The sequence below is a fragment of the Calidifontibacillus oryziterrae genome (genome assembly GCF_000331575.1).
GTDB classification, from domain to species: Bacteria; Bacillota; Bacilli; order Bacillales; family Bacillaceae_J; genus Calidifontibacillus_A; species Calidifontibacillus_A oryziterrae.
Window position 1 is genome coordinate 100,467 of sequence record NZ_ANOK01000006.1, and the last position, 17,232, is coordinate 117,698.

The following is a 17,232-nucleotide window of genomic DNA, read 5'->3' on the forward strand; positions in this document are numbered from 1 at the left end:
TTCTGTGGATAAATACTATAGCACAGAGAGTAGTCGTCCAGCGCAAGCGCCCAGCGACTAGTAAACTTCGCTCATCTCTTTTGCGAAAAGTCAACATCGACTCGTCTCTCGACGTGTTTCCTTTATCTCAGTCGATGCGCTCTAGTTTGTACGTCGCTAATCAGGGCGCCTATAGATTTTGTTCTTAATATTGTTTTCTACCCCCAACAGCTTTCCAACCAGCTTGAGTTTTCGCTGTCTGTTCAACATGTAAATTTTGCTTTCCTCTACCAAAAATTCGAGTACCAATTGCATTTGACAGTACGCCATTTAAAGCTGTAATCCCAATAATTAGGGCAGCAACTATACTAAAATCAATGATATATTCTCCCACGTTATAACCCCCAAGTTTTATTTCCTAACTACTATTCTATAAAATAATCGTCAGAAAGAAAAGAGCAAAGATTTCTTTGTAAATTTTATGGAAATAAATAATTTTTAAATTTTATTGTGTTGTATGAAACCAATCGCATACTTTAGTCGTATATAGCTATAAAAGAAAATTTTTTTGACACCTATTCTTTTTTTTGCAACCTTTACAAGAAATAATCGTCTAAATAAGTGGAAATATTTTCACGAGGGGGTAAAAAAGGGCGACTAAATCTCATACATAAAACAAGAAGAAATTATATGCAACTTTTTAAACATTTATTTTTAAAAACTATATATTTCTAATTAATTTTATTGTATAATTATAGCAAATAAGTTATTTAAAATAATTTTAAAGTAATAGTCAGTGTTTATATAAAGATTTTAAGGATGATAGGAGTGAGCGTTTGATGGTTACATTATTTACCTCTCCAAGCTGTACATCTTGCCGAAAAGCTAAGGCGTGGCTTGAAGAACATGAAATTGCTTATCAGGAAAGAAATATATTTACGGAACCTTTAACAATTGAGGAAGCAAAACAAATATTGAGAATGACTGAGAATGGGACAGATGAAATTATTTCGACAAGGTCAAAAATATTTCAAGAATTAGATGTTGACTTAGAGACAATGCCATTACAGGATTTAATCAAGCTAATTAGTGAGCACCCTGGGCTATTAAGACGTCCAATTATGATTGATGAGAAACGGTTACAGGTGGGTTATAACGAAGATGAAATTCGTCGTTTTTTACCTAGGAAAGTACGTACATTTCAGCTTCGTGAAGCACAACGCTTAGTAAATTAATGAAAATATCATTACGAAAAAGAAAAACTTCTGCGATTAAACCGTAGAAGTTTTTTTAAACCATCCTGAAAAAAGGACAATAATTATTGCTATTATTGGAATAATATAATTAATGTAATGATACGCTTCTAATAGGGGATTTATTTTGTCGTCATTTAACACCATTTTTCCTGCGGTATAGGCAAGAACTCCAGCTCCAATATAAATTATAATTGAAAATTGTTCCATCAATTTCAAAATGATCTTACTCCCCCATACAATAATCGGAATGGATATAAGCAAACCAGTCATAACTAAGAGAATATTTCCTTGTGATGCCCCGGCAACTGCCAAAACATTATCGAAACCCATTACAATATCAGCCACTACAATGGTTCTGACCGCCTGAAATAATGTTGTACCACCCCTAACTTTAGTTGTGTTATCTGCATTTTGAGCCAGTAAATTATAGGCAATCCATAATAGAAATAAACCACCTATTAATTGAAGATATGGGATCATAAGTAAATAAACGGCAACAACAGTTAAGAAGACACGGACAACAATGGCTAGAAGTGTACCGAGAATAATGGCTCGATTTCGTTTAGAAGTCGGTAGATTTCGGCACGCAAGAGCTATAACAATTGCGTTATCGCCACCAAGTATGATGTCAATCCCAATAATTAATAGTATTTGACTAATAAGTTCAAAATCCAATAAAATGCCTCCCTTATCCAACATCAGTCAGTATCATATATATGCAGGGATGGACAATAAATCACTTTTGGAAATAAAATGCCCTTTTTTTCTCGTGGTCGGATTTTTTATTTCCAATATGCTCACTTTTGTCATAGAATAGAAGTACAAGGTATTACTTTATTTATTTTAGGAAATGTTGTTTTTATACTAATAACTGTTCAAAGAGCGCATGCTCGGGGGTAGGTATTGTCCCTTCGGATTTATAACTATGGAATAGAAGGGAGAGAACAATATGGAAATCGAAAGAATCAATGATCACACTGTAAAGTTTTATGTAACTTACCGTGATATCGAGGACAGGGGTTTTGACCGAGACGAGATTTGGTATAATCGTGAACGTAGCGAAGAGTTATTCTGGGAAATGATGGATGAAGTCAATAGTACTGGAGAATTCTTGGTGGAAGGACCGCTGTGGATTCAAGTTCAAGCATTGGAAAAGGGCTTAGAGGTAGTAGTTACAAAAGCACAGTTCTCAAAAGATGGCCAAAGACTTGAACTACCAATTGGTAATGAAAAGCATATTGATTTGCCAGTAGGTGAAAAGATTGAATCTTTTCTAGAGCAAACGTACCATTCAGAAAAAGATCAAAGTAATCATTACGAAGATTATCAAATTATTGAAGAAGATTTAGACTATGAGGATCTTCATATCTTAATCGGATTCCATGACTTTGAAGACATAATAACATTAAGTTATAGTATTGAAATTGAAGGTTTGTTTAGCAGCTTATATTCATTTGATGATAAATACTATTTATATATACAATTTGACGAAGAGAAAATTGAAGAGGAATTTGAAGATGATTTATTGTGTCAAATTCTAGAATTTGGTTTTGAATCTAGATTGTCAATTCACAGGGTCCAAGAATATGGTAAAGAAATACTTCATGAAAATGCTTTACAACAAATTAAACAACATTTTCCGTTAAATAGATAACCGATTTCACATTATGTGGTATCGGTTTTTTTCTGACCAATTAATAACAATATAAGAAAGGGCAATCGTATTTTGTTATGATGAGTGATTTACGTGATTTTCTAACGAAAGTTCTTCCAAATATGAAATACTTTCAATGATCGGTTATAATTTAGATATTAACAAACTGTAAAACAATTAATATTTACTTTAAGGAGTTACATATGAAGAAGAGGCTGCAAATAGGTGTCTTTATCATTGGGCTTACACTCATTTTATCTCTAACCCACAATTACTGGGAAGGCTGGATTTTAGGTACATTTAGTATTATTATACCGATCTCGGCTATACTAATAGGAATTGTTATTTTCTTAGAAAATAGAAACCCTACTGGTACTATTGCTTGGATGATTGTATTAGCGGCTTTTCCAATTTTAGGATTTATTTTTTATTTATTATTTGGGCAAAGCTTTCGAAAGAAGAAGCGATTTGCGAAAAAAGCTTGGTTGGACGAGCAGGCTTTCTTGAAAATTGAAGGTAATAGACAGATAAGTGAGCCAGAGCTTAATCAAATGGGTGATCATCAGAAAAATCTTTTTCGATTAGCCCATCGTATTGGAAATAGTCCTATATCTTTTTCTACTGAAACAAAAGTGTTGACGAATGGTGATGAAAAATTTGCATTTTTGCTTAAGGAAATGAAGAATGCAAAGCATCATATCCATTTAGAGTATTACATTGTTCGAGATGATGTTATTGGCAACCAAATAAAGGGAATTTTAATCCAAAAAGCAAAAGCTGGGGTGGAAGTTCGCTTTCTGTTTGATGCAGTTGGTTGCTGGAAGCTACCAAGCAGCTACATTGATGAGTTAAGCAATGCCGGTGTTATGATGGTACCATTTTCACCTGTTCGTTTTCCGGTGATGAATAATCAAATAAATTTTCGTAATCACCGCAAAATTTGCGTAGTTGACGGAAATATAGGGTTTGTTGGTGGGTTAAATATTGGAGACGAATATTTAGGTAAGAGTGAGTATTTTGGTTTTTGGCGTGATACCCACCTTTATGTAAGGGGGGAAGCTGTAAGGAGCTTACAGATCATCTTTCTACAAGATTGGTATTATATGACGGGAGAGACCTTATTAACTCCTGATTATTTATCCCCTGAATTAGTTGATATTGACGGTTCAGGTGGAGTTCAATTGTTAGCGGGTGGTCCCGATAATAATTGGAATGTTATCAAAAATGTATTTTTTTCTATGATAATCTCTGCAAAAAAGAGTATTTGGATTGAATCGCCATATTTTATCCCGGATGAGGATATTTTTTCTGCTTTACGGACCGCTGCATTAAGTGGAATAGATGTGAGAATTATCGTTCCAAACAAGCCTGATAAGCGGTTAGTATTTCATGCTTCAAGGTCGTATTTTATAGAATTATTGGAGGCAGGTGTTAAAATATTTGAATACGGGAATGGGTTTTTGCATAGCAAGGTGATTATTGTTGATCAGGAGCTAGCCTCTATTGGAACGGCTAATATGGATATGCGTAGCTTTCATCTGAATTTTGAAGTGAATGCTTTCTTGTATAAAACGAATAGTACGGAAAAACTAGTTGTTGATTTTTTAAATGATCTTCATGCTTCAAATGAAATTTATTTCGAAGAATTTCAAACCCGCTCGATTTATCAACGGATTATCGAATCGACGGCACGATTATTTTCGCCATTATTGTAAAGATATTCGAATTGATGAACTTTAAAAGATTGGAAGATAAAGAGGAAAAACCATTTCATATGTCGAAGACAATTCGATGAAAGGAGTGGTTTTTTTGTTTACAGCGAAAATGAAGGATGGAACAGTTATTTCTCTGCTTAATGGGTGGGACAAAAGTAAGCTTGAGTCTTATATTCACAATGAACCGTTATTTTGTCCTGTATGTGGGAGTATTGTTTTACCTAAGTTAGGATCATGTCGTTTATGGCATTTTGCGCATGCTGCTAAGAAAGGGTGTTTGAATAGTATTGAAAATGAATCATATTACCATATGAGTGGAAAGAAAAATCTATACGAATGGTTCAAACGCCAAGGTTATAAGGTTGAAATAGAAGTTTATATACCAGAAATTAAACAACGACCGGATTTACTTGTTTACGTTGAAAATAAAAGATATGCAATTGAATATCAGTGTTCAACAATTGATACGGAGTTACTCTTAAAACGAACTCGTTGTTATCAAAAAGCAAAAATTATACCTTTGTGGATTGTAGGTGGTAATCGGTTAAAAAGGAATACAAACCATACAATAACCCTCTCTTCATTTGATTTGCTTATGGCTCTTGCAATCGAAAATAAAGATATTTGTATGATCTACTATTGTCCCTCAACAAATCGTTTCTTACAGGCTTCGTTACTTGTACCATTCTCCACGAGTAAATTCCTTGCCAAAATTCACTTCTATAAACCTACTCAATTTTCTTTCCCAATGATGTTGAAGTCTATAAATAACATTAATCCTGATTATTATGATGATTGGCTGTTCATGAAAGAAAGATGGCGTAAAAAATCTTATGTATATACAAGTGATTTTTATAAAAGGTTGTTTTATGAACAAGGTGTGCCACTATGTCTTTTACCAGCTGAAGCGGGAATTCCGACTAAATCGTTGATATGGATAAAAACGGATGCAATTCTTTGGCAGGGCTGGATTATAATGAATTTCATTGTACCGATTAAGGAAGGGTTGCCATTTACCTTTCATGACGTATATGACCGTTTTAGAACTGAGATTGAAAAAGGAATTTTTAAAATAAGGAAGCTTCCCACTATGGAAAAAAGTCATTATTCCTTTGCAGTTATGGAATATTTACTACAATTAGTTAAAGCAGGCCTGTTATGTAAATCCGGTAATCCACCTGTTTTTCGAAAGATACACGCTATAGTTTTGCCAAAAAATATTGAAGAAGCCTGCGATCTCGATCGAGAAATAGTAAACCGATTGAAACAATAACATTTTTGATTCCTTTTTCGGTTCCTGGCTCCTCTATGGCTCCTCTATGGCTACTACTATGGCTACCACACTGGCTACCACTATGGCTACTACTATGGCTACTACTTTGGACACTACTCAGGCACGTTCTAGGCTCCATTCCGGGATGTTTCTAATTTTTAAAAAAACTGGATACAATCATAAGTAACATATTTATGGTAATTATACGGAATTTTGGATATTTTTTGAACTTTCCACCAACTGTGATTTAAATCACACTTCTATTACTAAATTTCCCTTAATCTGAAACATGTGGAAAAACATTAGAAAAGGGAGAGTGGAAAGATGTATTGTCATCAATGCATGCAAGTCGCTCCAAGCGGCTGTACAGTAGTTGGGGTATGTGGGAAGGATGAAACGATAGCAAGTCTACAGGATACAATGATCTTTGGGTTAAAAGGGATTGCTGCGTATCGTACTCATGCAAGACAATTAGGTTTTACAGATGAGTTTGTAGATCGGACAACACATGAAGCTTTATACATGACATTAACAAACTCAAATTTTAATGTGCAACAGCATATTGATATGGCTATGCAAGTAGGGCAAGCGGCTGTTAGAATCATGGACGTTTTAGACAAGGCACATACAGAACGGTTAGGTATCCCACAGCCTATACGTGTTTCCCAAAATAAAATTGAAGGGAAATGTATTCTAGTAACAGGCCACAATTTGTTTGCGTTAGAGGAACTTTTAAAACAAACAGAAGGTAAAGGTATTAATATTTATACACATTCAGAAATGCTTCCAGCCCATGGTTATCCGCACTTAAAAAAATATTCACATTTAAAGGGGAATGTAGGTAAAGCATGGTTTGATCAACGTCGATTATTTGAGCAATTCCCTGGTGCCATACTAGCGACTACTAATTGTGTCATGCCAATTAAAGGTTCTTATGCAGACCGGATGTGGACCTATGAAGTAGCGGGATTAGAGGGTGTTGCAAAAATTAGCGAGGATGATTTTAGTCCATTAATTAATAGAGCATTGGAATTACCTGAAGCAAATATAGAATCAGATGAAACATTATTAACTGGATTTCACCATGAAACTGTTCTAGGATTGGCTCCAGAAGTTATCCAAGCTGTAAAAGATGGAAAGATAAAGCGTTTCTTCGTGATTGCAGGGTGTGATGCACCTGGTAAAGGGAACGACTATTACCGTGAGTTGGCAACATCCTTGCCACCAGAAACAGTTATCCTAACAACATCATGTGGTAAATTCCGCTTTAACGATGTCGACTATGGTGTCGTACCAGGGACAGAAATTCCACGTTATATTGATTTAGGTCAATGTAACAATTCAGGGTCAGCCGTAAAAATTGCGCTTGCCTTAGCTGATGCATTTGGTTGCGAAGTAAATGATTTGCCAGTAAGCATTGTCCTATCATGGTTTGAACAAAAGGCTGTAGCGATCTTACTTGGATTATTCAGCTTAGGAATTAAGGATATCCGCATCGGACCAAAACCACCTGCGTTCATATCGGAAGGTGTACTTGATGTGTTAGTGAATACGTTTGGATTAAAACTAATCGGAAATGCACAAGAGGATATGAAGGCCATGCTGGCATTATCCGAAGCATAATAAATATGTTGAATATAGAAAAATCACCTTAATATAAAGGTGATTTTTCCACTATATGGAGGGGTCAGGAACCTCTATGGACACCTCTATGGACACCACCCTGGCACCTAAACAGTGTAAGGCACCAAACCATTCACTTTAGTTTTATTTTTACTTTCAAATGATATACTATGGATAGAGGTAAATTTTTCATTTGGAGGTTTGATTCTATGGTGGAAGAGAAAAAGCCGAAGTCTTTACCAAAGCGTAGTGAAATTGATTCTGAGTATACATGGCGGTTAGAAGATGTTTTTTCATCTGATGAGGAGTGGGAGAAGGAGTTTAATGAGGTAAAGGCAGTGCTTCCAACTATCGATCAATATAGAGGGAAACTAACTGAATCTGCTGATAGTCTATATAAGGCATTAGAAAGCCAATATGATATTTCTAGAAGGCTAGGAATTTTATATACTTATGCACATATGCGCTATGATCAGGATACAACTAATAATTTTTATCAAGGTCTAAATGATCGGGCGACGAATTTATTAACTGAGGCAGGGAGTGCTTTTTCGTATATTGATCCCGAGATTTTGTCTGCAGAGGAAGAGAAAATTAAATCGTTTATTGAACAACATGAGGGCTTAAAGCTTTATGAGCATATTTTGGATGAGCTAAATCGCGGCAGACCACACATCTTATCTGCCAATGAAGAAGCATTGCTTGCTCAAGTTTCTGAAGTTACAGGTAACTCGAGCAATACATTTGGAATGCTAAACAACGCAGACCTAAAATTTCCGACAATCAAGGATGAAAATGGTGAAGAGGTTGAGATTACCCATGGCCGATATATTCGTTTTCTTGAAAGTGACGATCGCCGTGTTCGTCAAGACGCTTTTAAAGCGGTTTATGAAACGTATGGCAAATTTAAAAATACTTTCTCAAGCACGTTGAGTGGTACAGTTAAAAAAGATAATTTCTATGCAAAAGTACGTAAATATAAATCAGCTCGTGAAGCAGCACTTGATAGTAATAACATTCCTGAAAGTGTATACGATACTTTAGTTGATACAATAAACGACCATCTTCATTTATTGCAGCGTTATGTGGCTTTACGGAAAAAAGTACTTGGTGTTGAAGAACTACATATGTACGACCTTTATACACCGTTAGTTAAAGACGTGAAAATGGAAATTCCTTATGAACAGGCAACTCATATCGTGAAAAAAGGTTTAGCTCCCCTAGGAGAGGAATATCAAAACATTTTACAAGAGGCATACGATAACCGTTGGATTGATGTTTATGAAAATCAAGGGAAACGAAGCGGTGCTTATTCTTCTGGGACATATGGCACAAATCCTTATGTATTGATGAACTGGCAGGATAATGTAAACAACTTATTTACATTAGCGCATGAGTTAGGTCATTCCGTTCATAGCTATTATACGAGAAAGACGCAACCTTATCCGTATGCGAATTATTCCATTTTCGTTGCTGAAGTTGCTTCAACGTGCAATGAGGCTTTATTAAATGATTACTTGTTAAAAACCGAAGATGATAAGCAAAAGAAACTTTATATTTTGAATCATTACTTGGAGGGTTTCCGTGGCACAGTGTTCAGGCAAACAATGTTTGCTGAATTTGAACATATGATTCATGAAAAAGCACGTGAGGGGGAGCCTTTAACTGCAGAGCTACTTACAAAGCTATATTATGATTTAAATAAAAAGTATTTTGGCAGCAAAGATATCATAATTGATGAGGAAATCGGTTTGGAATGGTCGAGAATTCCACATTTTTATTACAACTACTATGTTTACCAATACGCAACTGGATTTAGTGCGGCGGCAGCGTTAGCTAAACAAATTTTAGAAGAAGGAAAGCCAGCTGTAGATCGTTATATTGATTTCTTGAAAGCTGGAAGCTCCGATTATCCAATTGAAGTTTTAAAACGCGCTGGTGTCGATATGACATCTAGTGAACCAATCAAACAAGCATTGATGGTATTTGAAGAAAAGTTAACCGAAATGGAACAGTTGTTGAATGCATAATTTAAAAAAGAAGCAAACTTAAAGTTTTGAAGCGAACCTTGCGTTCGCTTCTTTTTCCATCTATTATTGCTTGACCACCTTATGTTTTGCCCCACGAAATCGATTACGATTGTTCCAGCTGTGTACTGTAAATAATATCGATAAAAACATCGGAATTATTGTAAAAATAAGTGGAACAATTCTCATTAGGCCTAGTAGGTAAAATACAAAAGAAAAAATGATTAGAATAATTCCAACACCAATAAAATATCTGTACATATAAGTATCCTCCTAGGTAGATAGTAAGTCTTTTTCCCTGAAAAATAATTATTACTATATATATTTTTATTACATAAAAAGATGTTGAACAAAATGTGTCGATTGATGTTGAAGAAAGTGACAGTTTTGTGAAAAACGTAACATAGAGATTGTCAGACAACTGCAATATTGATAATATATGTTTGTAAAGTTAATCACAAACAAACATAACCCCTTTGTTTGACCGTGAAACTTTCTCCCACCCCCCTGTCGAATGAGACATAAAAAGAAGGTTAGGTATCCCGCCTAACCTTCTTTTTATTAACTCTTGATTATTCTAGTATCCTCTGATAAAACTAGAAGTTTACTTTTCATTCGCCAAGATATCTCCAAAACGTACCATATTTTACAGGTACACGTTCTACGCTTTGCTTTAATAATAGCTTTTTCATTTGCTTTTCAACTTCTTGGCAGGATATGTTATAGACCACGGCAATTTCTTTTGTCGCAACAAATTTAAAATAAGATAAAAACTCTTCAATCGGGGGTGGTGTGTTAGCATTTAGCTTTCTCTGTAATATTTCTGATAAAACTTGAACATAGATTTCATACGGATAAGATCCCGTAAGTTTAATCCCTTCTTCTTCAACATTAATATTATTAAAAAATACTAAAGTGGGACTTTCCTCAACATCCATTTCCCTAGTTATTTTTAGATCACATTGAAAAGCTTTTGCAGCCGTTTCCGAGTGAAGATCACTCTTAAATTCATGTATATCTAACATTGTTTCTTTTGCAAGTTGTATTAATACATCTTCCTTCGTTATGTTTTGTTTATCAAGAAAAAGCCATTCTTGAAGTTTCCTTAAAAATTTCAACCCAGATTTTTTTCCTTGCAGTTCAGCTGCTTTTACGGCAATTGATGCAGCGTAAGGTGTAGATAAAGGATCCTCGAACCAGACATCACCATCACAAGACATCCCAGACCGGCTAGCAGTACGTTCCCATACTTTGGCAATTTCAGATGGAGCAGTCTTTGTTATGTTTAAAGAAGTTAATCGACCAGTAAGAACGTGACGGATGCTAAATTTGTCTCCATATTCGATTAATAGTTTTTTAAGAATAGGCTCTAATGCCCAACAGTCTGGGTAAAGCGGGTCTATAAATACATAAATCTCGATAGGTTTTGTAAAAAGGTTTTTCCAGCCGATCTTCCCAGATTCGTTGCCGGTATCATAACCGTTCAGAACCATGAGTATCTCCTTTCTAAAGACGCATATTATACTATTTATTTTAACAACCTTAAAATAGGGGGGCAAATAAAGTGCTTATGAAGATTTTTCCACATAAAAAGAAAAACATACCCCTTTTAGAAGGCATGCCCTTCGGAAATATTTAGTTTATGCGTAAAAGGAATCCGTAACCTTTTTAACATAGTTTTGCGTTTCTTTGAATGGTGGAATTCCATTATATTTATCTACATTCCCAGGACCCGCGTTATATGCAGCTAAGGCTAGCTTTAGGTCACCATTATACTTGTCCAACATTTTTTTTAAATATTTTGTTCCGGCTTCAATGTTTTCCTTTGGGTCGTAAACATCTTCTACGCCTAGCCATTTTGCTGTAGCAGGCATTAACTGCATTAATCCCGCTGCACCTGCATGGCTTTTTGCTTTTGGATCAAAATTCGATTCATGTTTAATAACAGCACGAATAAGATTGGCATCGACGTCATATTTTTTTGCCGCTAATTCAATGATATCATCGTAGTTTGATGATTGGTTTGTTTTATTTGGAATTGGTAATGTATACTTTGTAATATTAAAGCCAGGCTGTAAAGCCTGCAGTTCCTTTATCGCTAAATTAGCTGGTGTTGACGTTGGTTCGGATGTGGTGAGACTTTGCAGTTTTGCAATCTCTAAAGCTAATAGTTCAGAAAAAGGATCATCAATAGATGAACTTGAAGAGCTATTAGTTTGATTGAAACTACGCAATGCTTGTATTTCCATTAATGTTTTTAGATGATCTGCAGTCAATTTCATAATTCATACGTCCCCCAATAATATCTTTCCCATTAAAGATAGGGCTTAGGATCTCGGTAATTGATTATTCTTTAGTTTAAAGAACCGTGCTATTTTATTATCAGTCGATTTTATTATTATATCATATTCGCCTAAAAGCTGAATGAATCTTTGTTTTCCTTTAATTGCATCCTTTACTTCATATTCTAGCTCATAATCTTCATGACCAAGATAAGAACTATGATCTAAAATAAGGAGATTATCTTCATGCTCAAGTTCTACTCTATCTGTTTTTAATGAACCTAAATATACGATATCATCTAAGTCAATCCCTAAATTTTTAATAGCATTTGTTACTTCACCTTTAAATAATTGTAGGGATTCTCCAGCTACTAATGACAAAGCTTGGTTTTCGGTCATCTGTTGGTGTGTTTCTAGTATCCCGGCTGAATGTGGTTGTTTCAATGTAAGGGTGTAAATCCCTTGTTTTTTTCTGATTCTCAAAGCAGAACCTTTAGCTTTTAGTGAAAAATTTAATGTGTCAAAATAATAGTTATAATGAGTAATAAAATCTCGTTGGTTAATATGAAACTCTTTTATTAAGCGTTCAAATTCTTCTTTCGTAAGTAAATTTTTATATTCTATTTCTATTTCTTGAGTCATATTTTATAAAACTCCCAAAAATTGAAATTTATAACATCTATTATTATGCAGGAAAATGCTTTTAAAATCAATCAACTAAAAAGGAAGGAATTTCTGTGGTAAACTAGTATTTAAATAAAGGAAGTAGAAGAATATATTTTGGTGGTGACGGTAGTATATGCAAGATTGGAAACTATTTTTAGCACCTTATTCACAAGCGGTTGAAGAACTTAAAATAAAGTTAAAAGGGATTAGGGAACAATATAAAATTCAATCTATCCACTCTCCGATTGAATATATCACGGGTCGAGTAAAACCAATACATAGCATTATAGAAAAAGCAAAAAGAAAAAATATTTCACTTGATGATATAGAAGAAAACTTATATGATATTGCTGGTGTTCGCATGGTGTGCCAGTTTAAGGACGATATTGACTATGTAATTCATTTGCTTCGAAAAAGGAAAGATTTTGAAATTGTAGAAGAGCGAGATTACATCCACCATAAAAAAGACAGCGGCTACCGTTCCTATCATATTGTCATACGTTATCCGGTAGAAACAATAAATGGTACAAAACATATTTTCGTTGAAATCCAAATTAGAACGCTTGCGATGAATTTCTGGGCTACAATTGAGCATTCATTAAACTATAAATATCATGGACAAATTCCAAAAGATATCCAGAATCGACTTCTGCGAGCATCAGAAGCTGCGTCACAGCTTGATGAAGAAATGTCTATCATTCGTGAAGAGGTTCAAGAGGCACAAAGGATTTTTTTGCATAAAGAAGAAAACGAATGATTATTGTATACTAATGAAAGATAGAATTATGTACTGACATATTTTATATAGAATAGGAAGTCGATAGAAAATGAAGTTTGCGATCATATCTAGGGGAGATCAAATCTCTAACTCACTGCAAATGAAAATGAAAAATTACCTCCTCGATTTTGATTTAGTTCATGATGAGCAAGAACCGGATATTGTAATTTCAATCGGTGGAGATGGAACGTTACTTTATGCATTTCATCAATATATAAACCGACTAGATAAAACCGCGTTTGTTGGTGTTCACACAGGACATCTTGGGTTTTATGCAGATTGGATGCCTAGTGAGATAGAGAAACTAGTTATTGAAATTGCCAAAACTCCATTTTCTGTTGTCGAGTATCCGATTCTTGAAACAATTGTCCGCCATATTGATGGGGGACAGGAAGTTTGTTATTTAGCTTTAAATGAAGCCACAGTCAAGTCGTCCGATGGATCCCTTGTGATTGATGTTGAAGTTAAAGGGCAAAAATTTGAAACTTTTCGTGGAGACGGCTTATGTATCTCTACTCCTTCGGGTAGTACTGCATATAATAAAGCGTTAGGCGGTGCGATTATCCATCCGTCGATAGAAGCATTACAGGTAGCAGAAATGGCATCGATTAACAACCGTGTGTTTCGAACAATTGGTTCGCCTTTGATCTTACCTGGACATCATACGTTAATGCTAAAACCAAAGAAAGAAACAGACTTGCTAATTACTGTTGATCACAAAACTTTTATACATAAGGACGTAAAATCAATTCAATGTCGTGTTGCCGATCAGAAAATTCGTTTTGCGAGATTCCGACCATTCCCGTTTTGGAAACGAGTACGTGATTCGTTTATAGCTGATCATAATTAAAAGTTCATAATTAAGAAGCGCAATGAAAACTCAATTAAGAAGCGCAATGAAAGTTTGTGTAAAATGGATAATTTATTTCAAATTCAACGGGTTATTACAGAGGAACATAATGGTATGCTAATTCGAGAATTCCTGTTTAAAGAGCTAGGAATTTCAAGGAGGGCATTAACAGATATTAAATTTTCTGGTGGTGACATTCTTATTAATGATAATCATGTCACGGTTCGGGAACGACTTAATGTGGGCGATTTGGTAACAGTGAAATTTCCACCCGAACAGCGTAATGAATCAATAATACCAGAAAATATACCTTTAAATATTGTCTATGAGGATGAGTATATCCTTGTTATTGATAAAGAGCCTTATATGGCGACGATTCCTTCTAGAGAACATCCCAATCAAACGGTAGCAAATGGATTACAATATTATTATGACGAGATTGGGTTAGCGGCAACCATCCATATTGTGAATCGTCTTGACCGAGATACGTCAGGATTGCTAATTGTCGCAAAAAATCGTCATGTTCATCATTTGTTCTCTTTAGAGCAAAAACAAGGTACAATCGACCGGCAATATGAGGCAATCGTACACGGAATAATAGAGGAAAAAAATGGGATTATTAACGCGCCAATTGGCCGAAAACAAACAAGTATTATTGAGCGAGAGGTTCGAGCAGATGGGCAATTGGCTGTGACACATTATGAAGTAGTTCGAACATTTAATAATAGAACATGGGTGGCATTAAAGCTTGAGACTGGCAGAACCCACCAAATACGTGTCCATATGGCACATATAGGATATCCCTTATTAGGAGATGTTCTATACGGCGGGACCCAACAATTAATTACAAGACAAGCCTTACATAGTAAGTCGCTACAGTTTTATCATCCTTTATTGAAGGAGAACGTGCAATTCACAGCACCATTACCTGAGGATATGCAACTACTTACGATATAAAGGTGCCAGGGGGGTGCCCATAGAGGTGTCCATAGAGGTTCCTGACCCCGGCAAAAAATGGAAAAAGCGCCGTGTCGGCGCTTTTGTTAATCGTTGAAGGATCGGAATTTCTCTGGTACCTTTGGCATTGTGGACGGAACTGAGATTGTCTCCATTTCCGGATAACGAAGGGCTGTGAGCATCCCGCCAAACACACAGCCTGTATCAATATTCCATGTATTGTTGATCTTCCTTGGCTTTTCAACTGGTGTATGGCCATAGACAATACAAGGATCTCCATTATAATCCTTCGCCCAATCTCGTCTTACAGGGGTACCGTCCGGATTTGTTTCACCTGTTATATCACCATATAGGACGAATGTCTTAACCTTTTTGCTAGTTTTGCCAATATAATCATGGCGAATTCCTGCATGAGCAACCACTAAATTACCGTTATCCATTTGCAGATACAAAGGTGCCTGTTCAAAAAGCTTCATAAAATGGGACCTAACTCTTGCTTGACCTTTTGTTGATAGATTTCCATATTCTGCAACAGTTGTTTCAAGGCCATGTGTATGTTGAACGTTACGACCAAGGAAAAACCGATAAAGCTTGTCGCAATGATTTCCAGGTGTGTAATGTGCTTGTTTTTCTTCGATTACAAGCTTATATACAATTTCTACAACTTCAATTGATGCAGGTCCTCGATCAGTCAAATCACCCAAAAACACAAGCTGTCTCCCCTTTGGATGAACAGGAAATCCATTAGTCCAACTATATCCAAGCTCTTGTGTCAGAGTGATGAATTCATTATAACAACCATGAATATCACCTATTACGTCAAACATATTATGTTACCACCTCACAGAAGTCGACCATATTTCCCTTGTCTCCTACGGCATATTCAATTCCATAAGAAGTTGTTAAACGGAAATTTCCGTTATTCTTCTTAGTCACTGAACATATATTTTTTCGTTCTAGAACGAACATTTAAGACGATACCAATGGCGATCATACTCGTTAACAACGAACTTCCCCCATAGCTTATAAATGGGAGAGTTAACCCTGTAATCGGCATTAATTGTACAGTCATACCTATATTTTGAAACACTTGAAACGTAATCATACCAATTACACCTGTACATAAATAACTACCATACGGATCGTGGCTTTCAAGTGCCGTATGAATCATTCTATATATTAATAAGAAGTATAAAGAAATTACTATGCTTGCTCCGATGAAGCCAAATTGTTCTCCAATAACCGCAAAAATAAAGTCAGTATGGGCTTCGGGGAAATAAACTTGGCCGTTCATCAAACCCTTTCCTTCTAGTTGACCGGAACCGATCGCAACTAAAGATTTAATAAGTTGGAACCCATAACTGCTTGCAAACTCGTGGGGAGCAAGCCAGCCGTAAAAGCGATCCATTTGGTGCTTCTTTAATATATAGGTCAAGATAAAGTCGGGATTTTTAAAATAAATAAACACTAACACTCCGATAAACGCAATAACGGTAGATACCATGCCGAATAATACGCGCCACCGAATCCCAGAAACTAAAAGTAGTGAACCGATAATTGCGGCTAAAACAATTGACGTCCCCAAATCTGGTTGCCGAAGAATTAATGCTAATGGGATGATCGATACACCCAGAAGCTTACCTACTAAATAAAGATCATCCTTCACTGTTCGATTTGTTGGATGTATTTCATTATGTTTTGCAATAATTTTGCTTAGTAAAATTATTAAAAAGATTTTCATGAGTTCCGCTGGTTGGAAGTTACCAATAAACGGAAGATCATACCAGCTTACAGCGCCATTTTTTACCGGAGCAAGGTCCGTACCCTCAAACACTTCAAGTCCAACCAATAGTAAAATCCCCAAGCCATAAAGGTACCAGGAGAAATTTTTAAAGCGATCAAAATCAATGATCATTGTTACAACAATTGCAACAAAGCCAATTACATACCACTGTATTTGTTTAGCAACAAAATTAATATTTTGTAATTTCGCCGGCAAAGATGGTTGAATACTATAGATAGCAATTAAGCTAACAACACCTAGCAAAATAACAATCATAATCAAGGCCACATCTATTTGTTGATAAGGAGTTTTTTCCTTTTCCATTTCCATATGTTTGATTCCTTTCAAGATGATAAAAATAACCTAATGGATTAAATCATATCCTATAT

At 35.5% G+C, this 17,232-nt stretch carries 17 protein-coding genes; 9 read left to right on the forward strand and 8 right to left on the reverse strand.

Annotated elements, in window-relative coordinates; all coding sequences use genetic code 11:
- Positions 1-184 precede the first annotated feature (184 nt).
- Positions 185-373: a hypothetical protein gene (locus D612_RS0106260; RefSeq protein ID WP_017754638.1), complete on the reverse strand. Its 189-nt coding sequence runs from the start codon at positions 371-373 to the stop codon at positions 185-187.
- 445 nt (positions 374-818) lie between these two features.
- Between D612_RS0106260 and spxA the strand changes: the two genes are divergently transcribed.
- A complete protein-coding gene (gene spxA, locus D612_RS0106265) occupies positions 819-1,214 on the forward strand; it encodes a transcriptional regulator SpxA (protein WP_017754639.1) in 396 nt (131 codons plus the stop codon).
- Positions 1,215-1,250: 36 nt separating this feature from the next.
- Here spxA and D612_RS0106270 read toward each other — a convergent pair whose 3' ends face one another.
- Positions 1,251-1,910 carry a TerC family protein gene (locus D612_RS0106270; RefSeq protein WP_017754640.1) on the reverse strand — a complete coding sequence of 220 codons (660 nt, stop codon included), beginning with the start codon at positions 1,908-1,910 and terminating at the stop codon, positions 1,251-1,253.
- A gap of 274 nt (positions 1,911-2,184) precedes the next feature.
- On the opposite strand from D612_RS0106270, the gene mecA reads away from it, so the two are divergent.
- The 5 genes from mecA (at position 2,185) to pepF (ending at position 9,530) form a co-directional block, all read left to right on the forward strand.
- Positions 2,185-2,889 carry an adaptor protein MecA gene (mecA, locus tag D612_RS0106275; protein WP_017754641.1) on the forward strand — a complete coding sequence of 235 codons (705 nt, stop codon included), beginning with the start codon at positions 2,185-2,187 and terminating at the stop codon, positions 2,887-2,889.
- Between the two features lie 203 nt (positions 2,890-3,092).
- Positions 3,093-4,604, forward strand: coding sequence for a cardiolipin synthase (gene cls, locus D612_RS0106280; protein WP_017754642.1), 1,512 nt, complete (start codon positions 3,093-3,095; stop codon positions 4,602-4,604).
- 94 nt (positions 4,605-4,698) lie between these two features.
- Complete coding sequence (locus D612_RS0106285) at positions 4,699-5,877, forward strand: competence protein CoiA (protein WP_017754643.1); 1,179 nt, start codon at positions 4,699-4,701, stop codon at positions 5,875-5,877.
- Between the two features lie 324 nt (positions 5,878-6,201).
- A complete protein-coding gene (hcp, locus tag D612_RS0106290; RefSeq protein ID WP_017754644.1) occupies positions 6,202-7,500 on the forward strand; it encodes a hydroxylamine reductase in 1,299 nt (432 codons plus the stop codon).
- Positions 7,501-7,709: 209 nt separating this feature from the next.
- Positions 7,710-9,530 carry an oligoendopeptidase F gene (pepF, locus tag D612_RS0106295; protein WP_017754645.1) on the forward strand — a complete coding sequence of 607 codons (1,821 nt, stop codon included), beginning with the start codon at positions 7,710-7,712 and terminating at the stop codon, positions 9,528-9,530.
- A 63-nt stretch (positions 9,531-9,593) separates the two neighbouring features.
- On the opposite strand, the gene D612_RS0106300 is transcribed toward pepF, so the two are convergent.
- The 4 genes from D612_RS0106300 to D612_RS0106315 all read right to left on the reverse strand — a co-directional run bounded on the left by D612_RS0106300 (position 9,594) and on the right by D612_RS0106315 (position 12,451).
- Positions 9,594-9,788, reverse strand: a complete 195-nt coding sequence (locus D612_RS0106300) for a hypothetical protein (RefSeq protein ID WP_017754646.1) — start codon at positions 9,786-9,788, stop codon at positions 9,594-9,596.
- 350 nt (positions 9,789-10,138) lie between these two features.
- Positions 10,139-11,020, reverse strand: a complete 882-nt coding sequence (locus D612_RS0106305; protein ID WP_017754647.1) for a ClpXP adapter SpxH family protein — start codon at positions 11,018-11,020, stop codon at positions 10,139-10,141.
- A 147-nt stretch (positions 11,021-11,167) separates the two neighbouring features.
- The gene (locus D612_RS0106310) at positions 11,168-11,809 is read right to left on the reverse strand and encodes a lytic transglycosylase domain-containing protein (RefSeq protein WP_017754648.1); all 642 of its coding nucleotides are present in this window, start codon (positions 11,807-11,809) and stop codon (positions 11,168-11,170) included.
- A gap of 45 nt (positions 11,810-11,854) precedes the next feature.
- Positions 11,855-12,451, reverse strand: a complete 597-nt coding sequence (locus tag D612_RS0106315) for a CYTH domain-containing protein (RefSeq protein WP_017754649.1) — start codon at positions 12,449-12,451, stop codon at positions 11,855-11,857.
- A gap of 157 nt (positions 12,452-12,608) precedes the next feature.
- Between D612_RS0106315 and D612_RS0106320 the strand changes: the two genes are divergently transcribed.
- The 3 genes from D612_RS0106320 to D612_RS0106330 all read left to right on the forward strand — a co-directional run bounded on the left by D612_RS0106320 (position 12,609) and on the right by D612_RS0106330 (position 15,060).
- Positions 12,609-13,232 (forward strand): GTP pyrophosphokinase, encoded by a 624-nt coding sequence (locus D612_RS0106320; RefSeq protein ID WP_017754650.1) that lies wholly within the window; start codon positions 12,609-12,611, stop codon positions 13,230-13,232.
- Positions 13,233-13,302: 70 nt separating this feature from the next.
- Positions 13,303-14,103, forward strand: a complete 801-nt coding sequence (locus D612_RS0106325) for an NAD kinase (protein WP_017754651.1) — start codon at positions 13,303-13,305, stop codon at positions 14,101-14,103.
- A gap of 63 nt (positions 14,104-14,166) precedes the next feature.
- Complete coding sequence (locus D612_RS0106330; protein WP_017754652.1) at positions 14,167-15,060, forward strand: RluA family pseudouridine synthase; 894 nt, start codon at positions 14,167-14,169, stop codon at positions 15,058-15,060.
- Between the two features lie 86 nt (positions 15,061-15,146).
- On the opposite strand, the gene prpE is transcribed toward D612_RS0106330, so the two are convergent.
- Together prpE and D612_RS0106340 are read right to left on the reverse strand one after the other, a co-directional pair.
- Positions 15,147-15,887, reverse strand: a complete 741-nt coding sequence (gene prpE / locus D612_RS0106335; protein WP_017754653.1) for a bis(5'-nucleosyl)-tetraphosphatase PrpE — start codon at positions 15,885-15,887, stop codon at positions 15,147-15,149.
- 101 nt (positions 15,888-15,988) lie between these two features.
- Positions 15,989-17,167, reverse strand: coding sequence for an FtsW/RodA/SpoVE family cell cycle protein (locus tag D612_RS0106340; protein ID WP_026092417.1), 1,179 nt, complete (start codon positions 17,165-17,167; stop codon positions 15,989-15,991).
- Between the last annotated feature and the right edge of the window lie 65 nt (positions 17,168-17,232).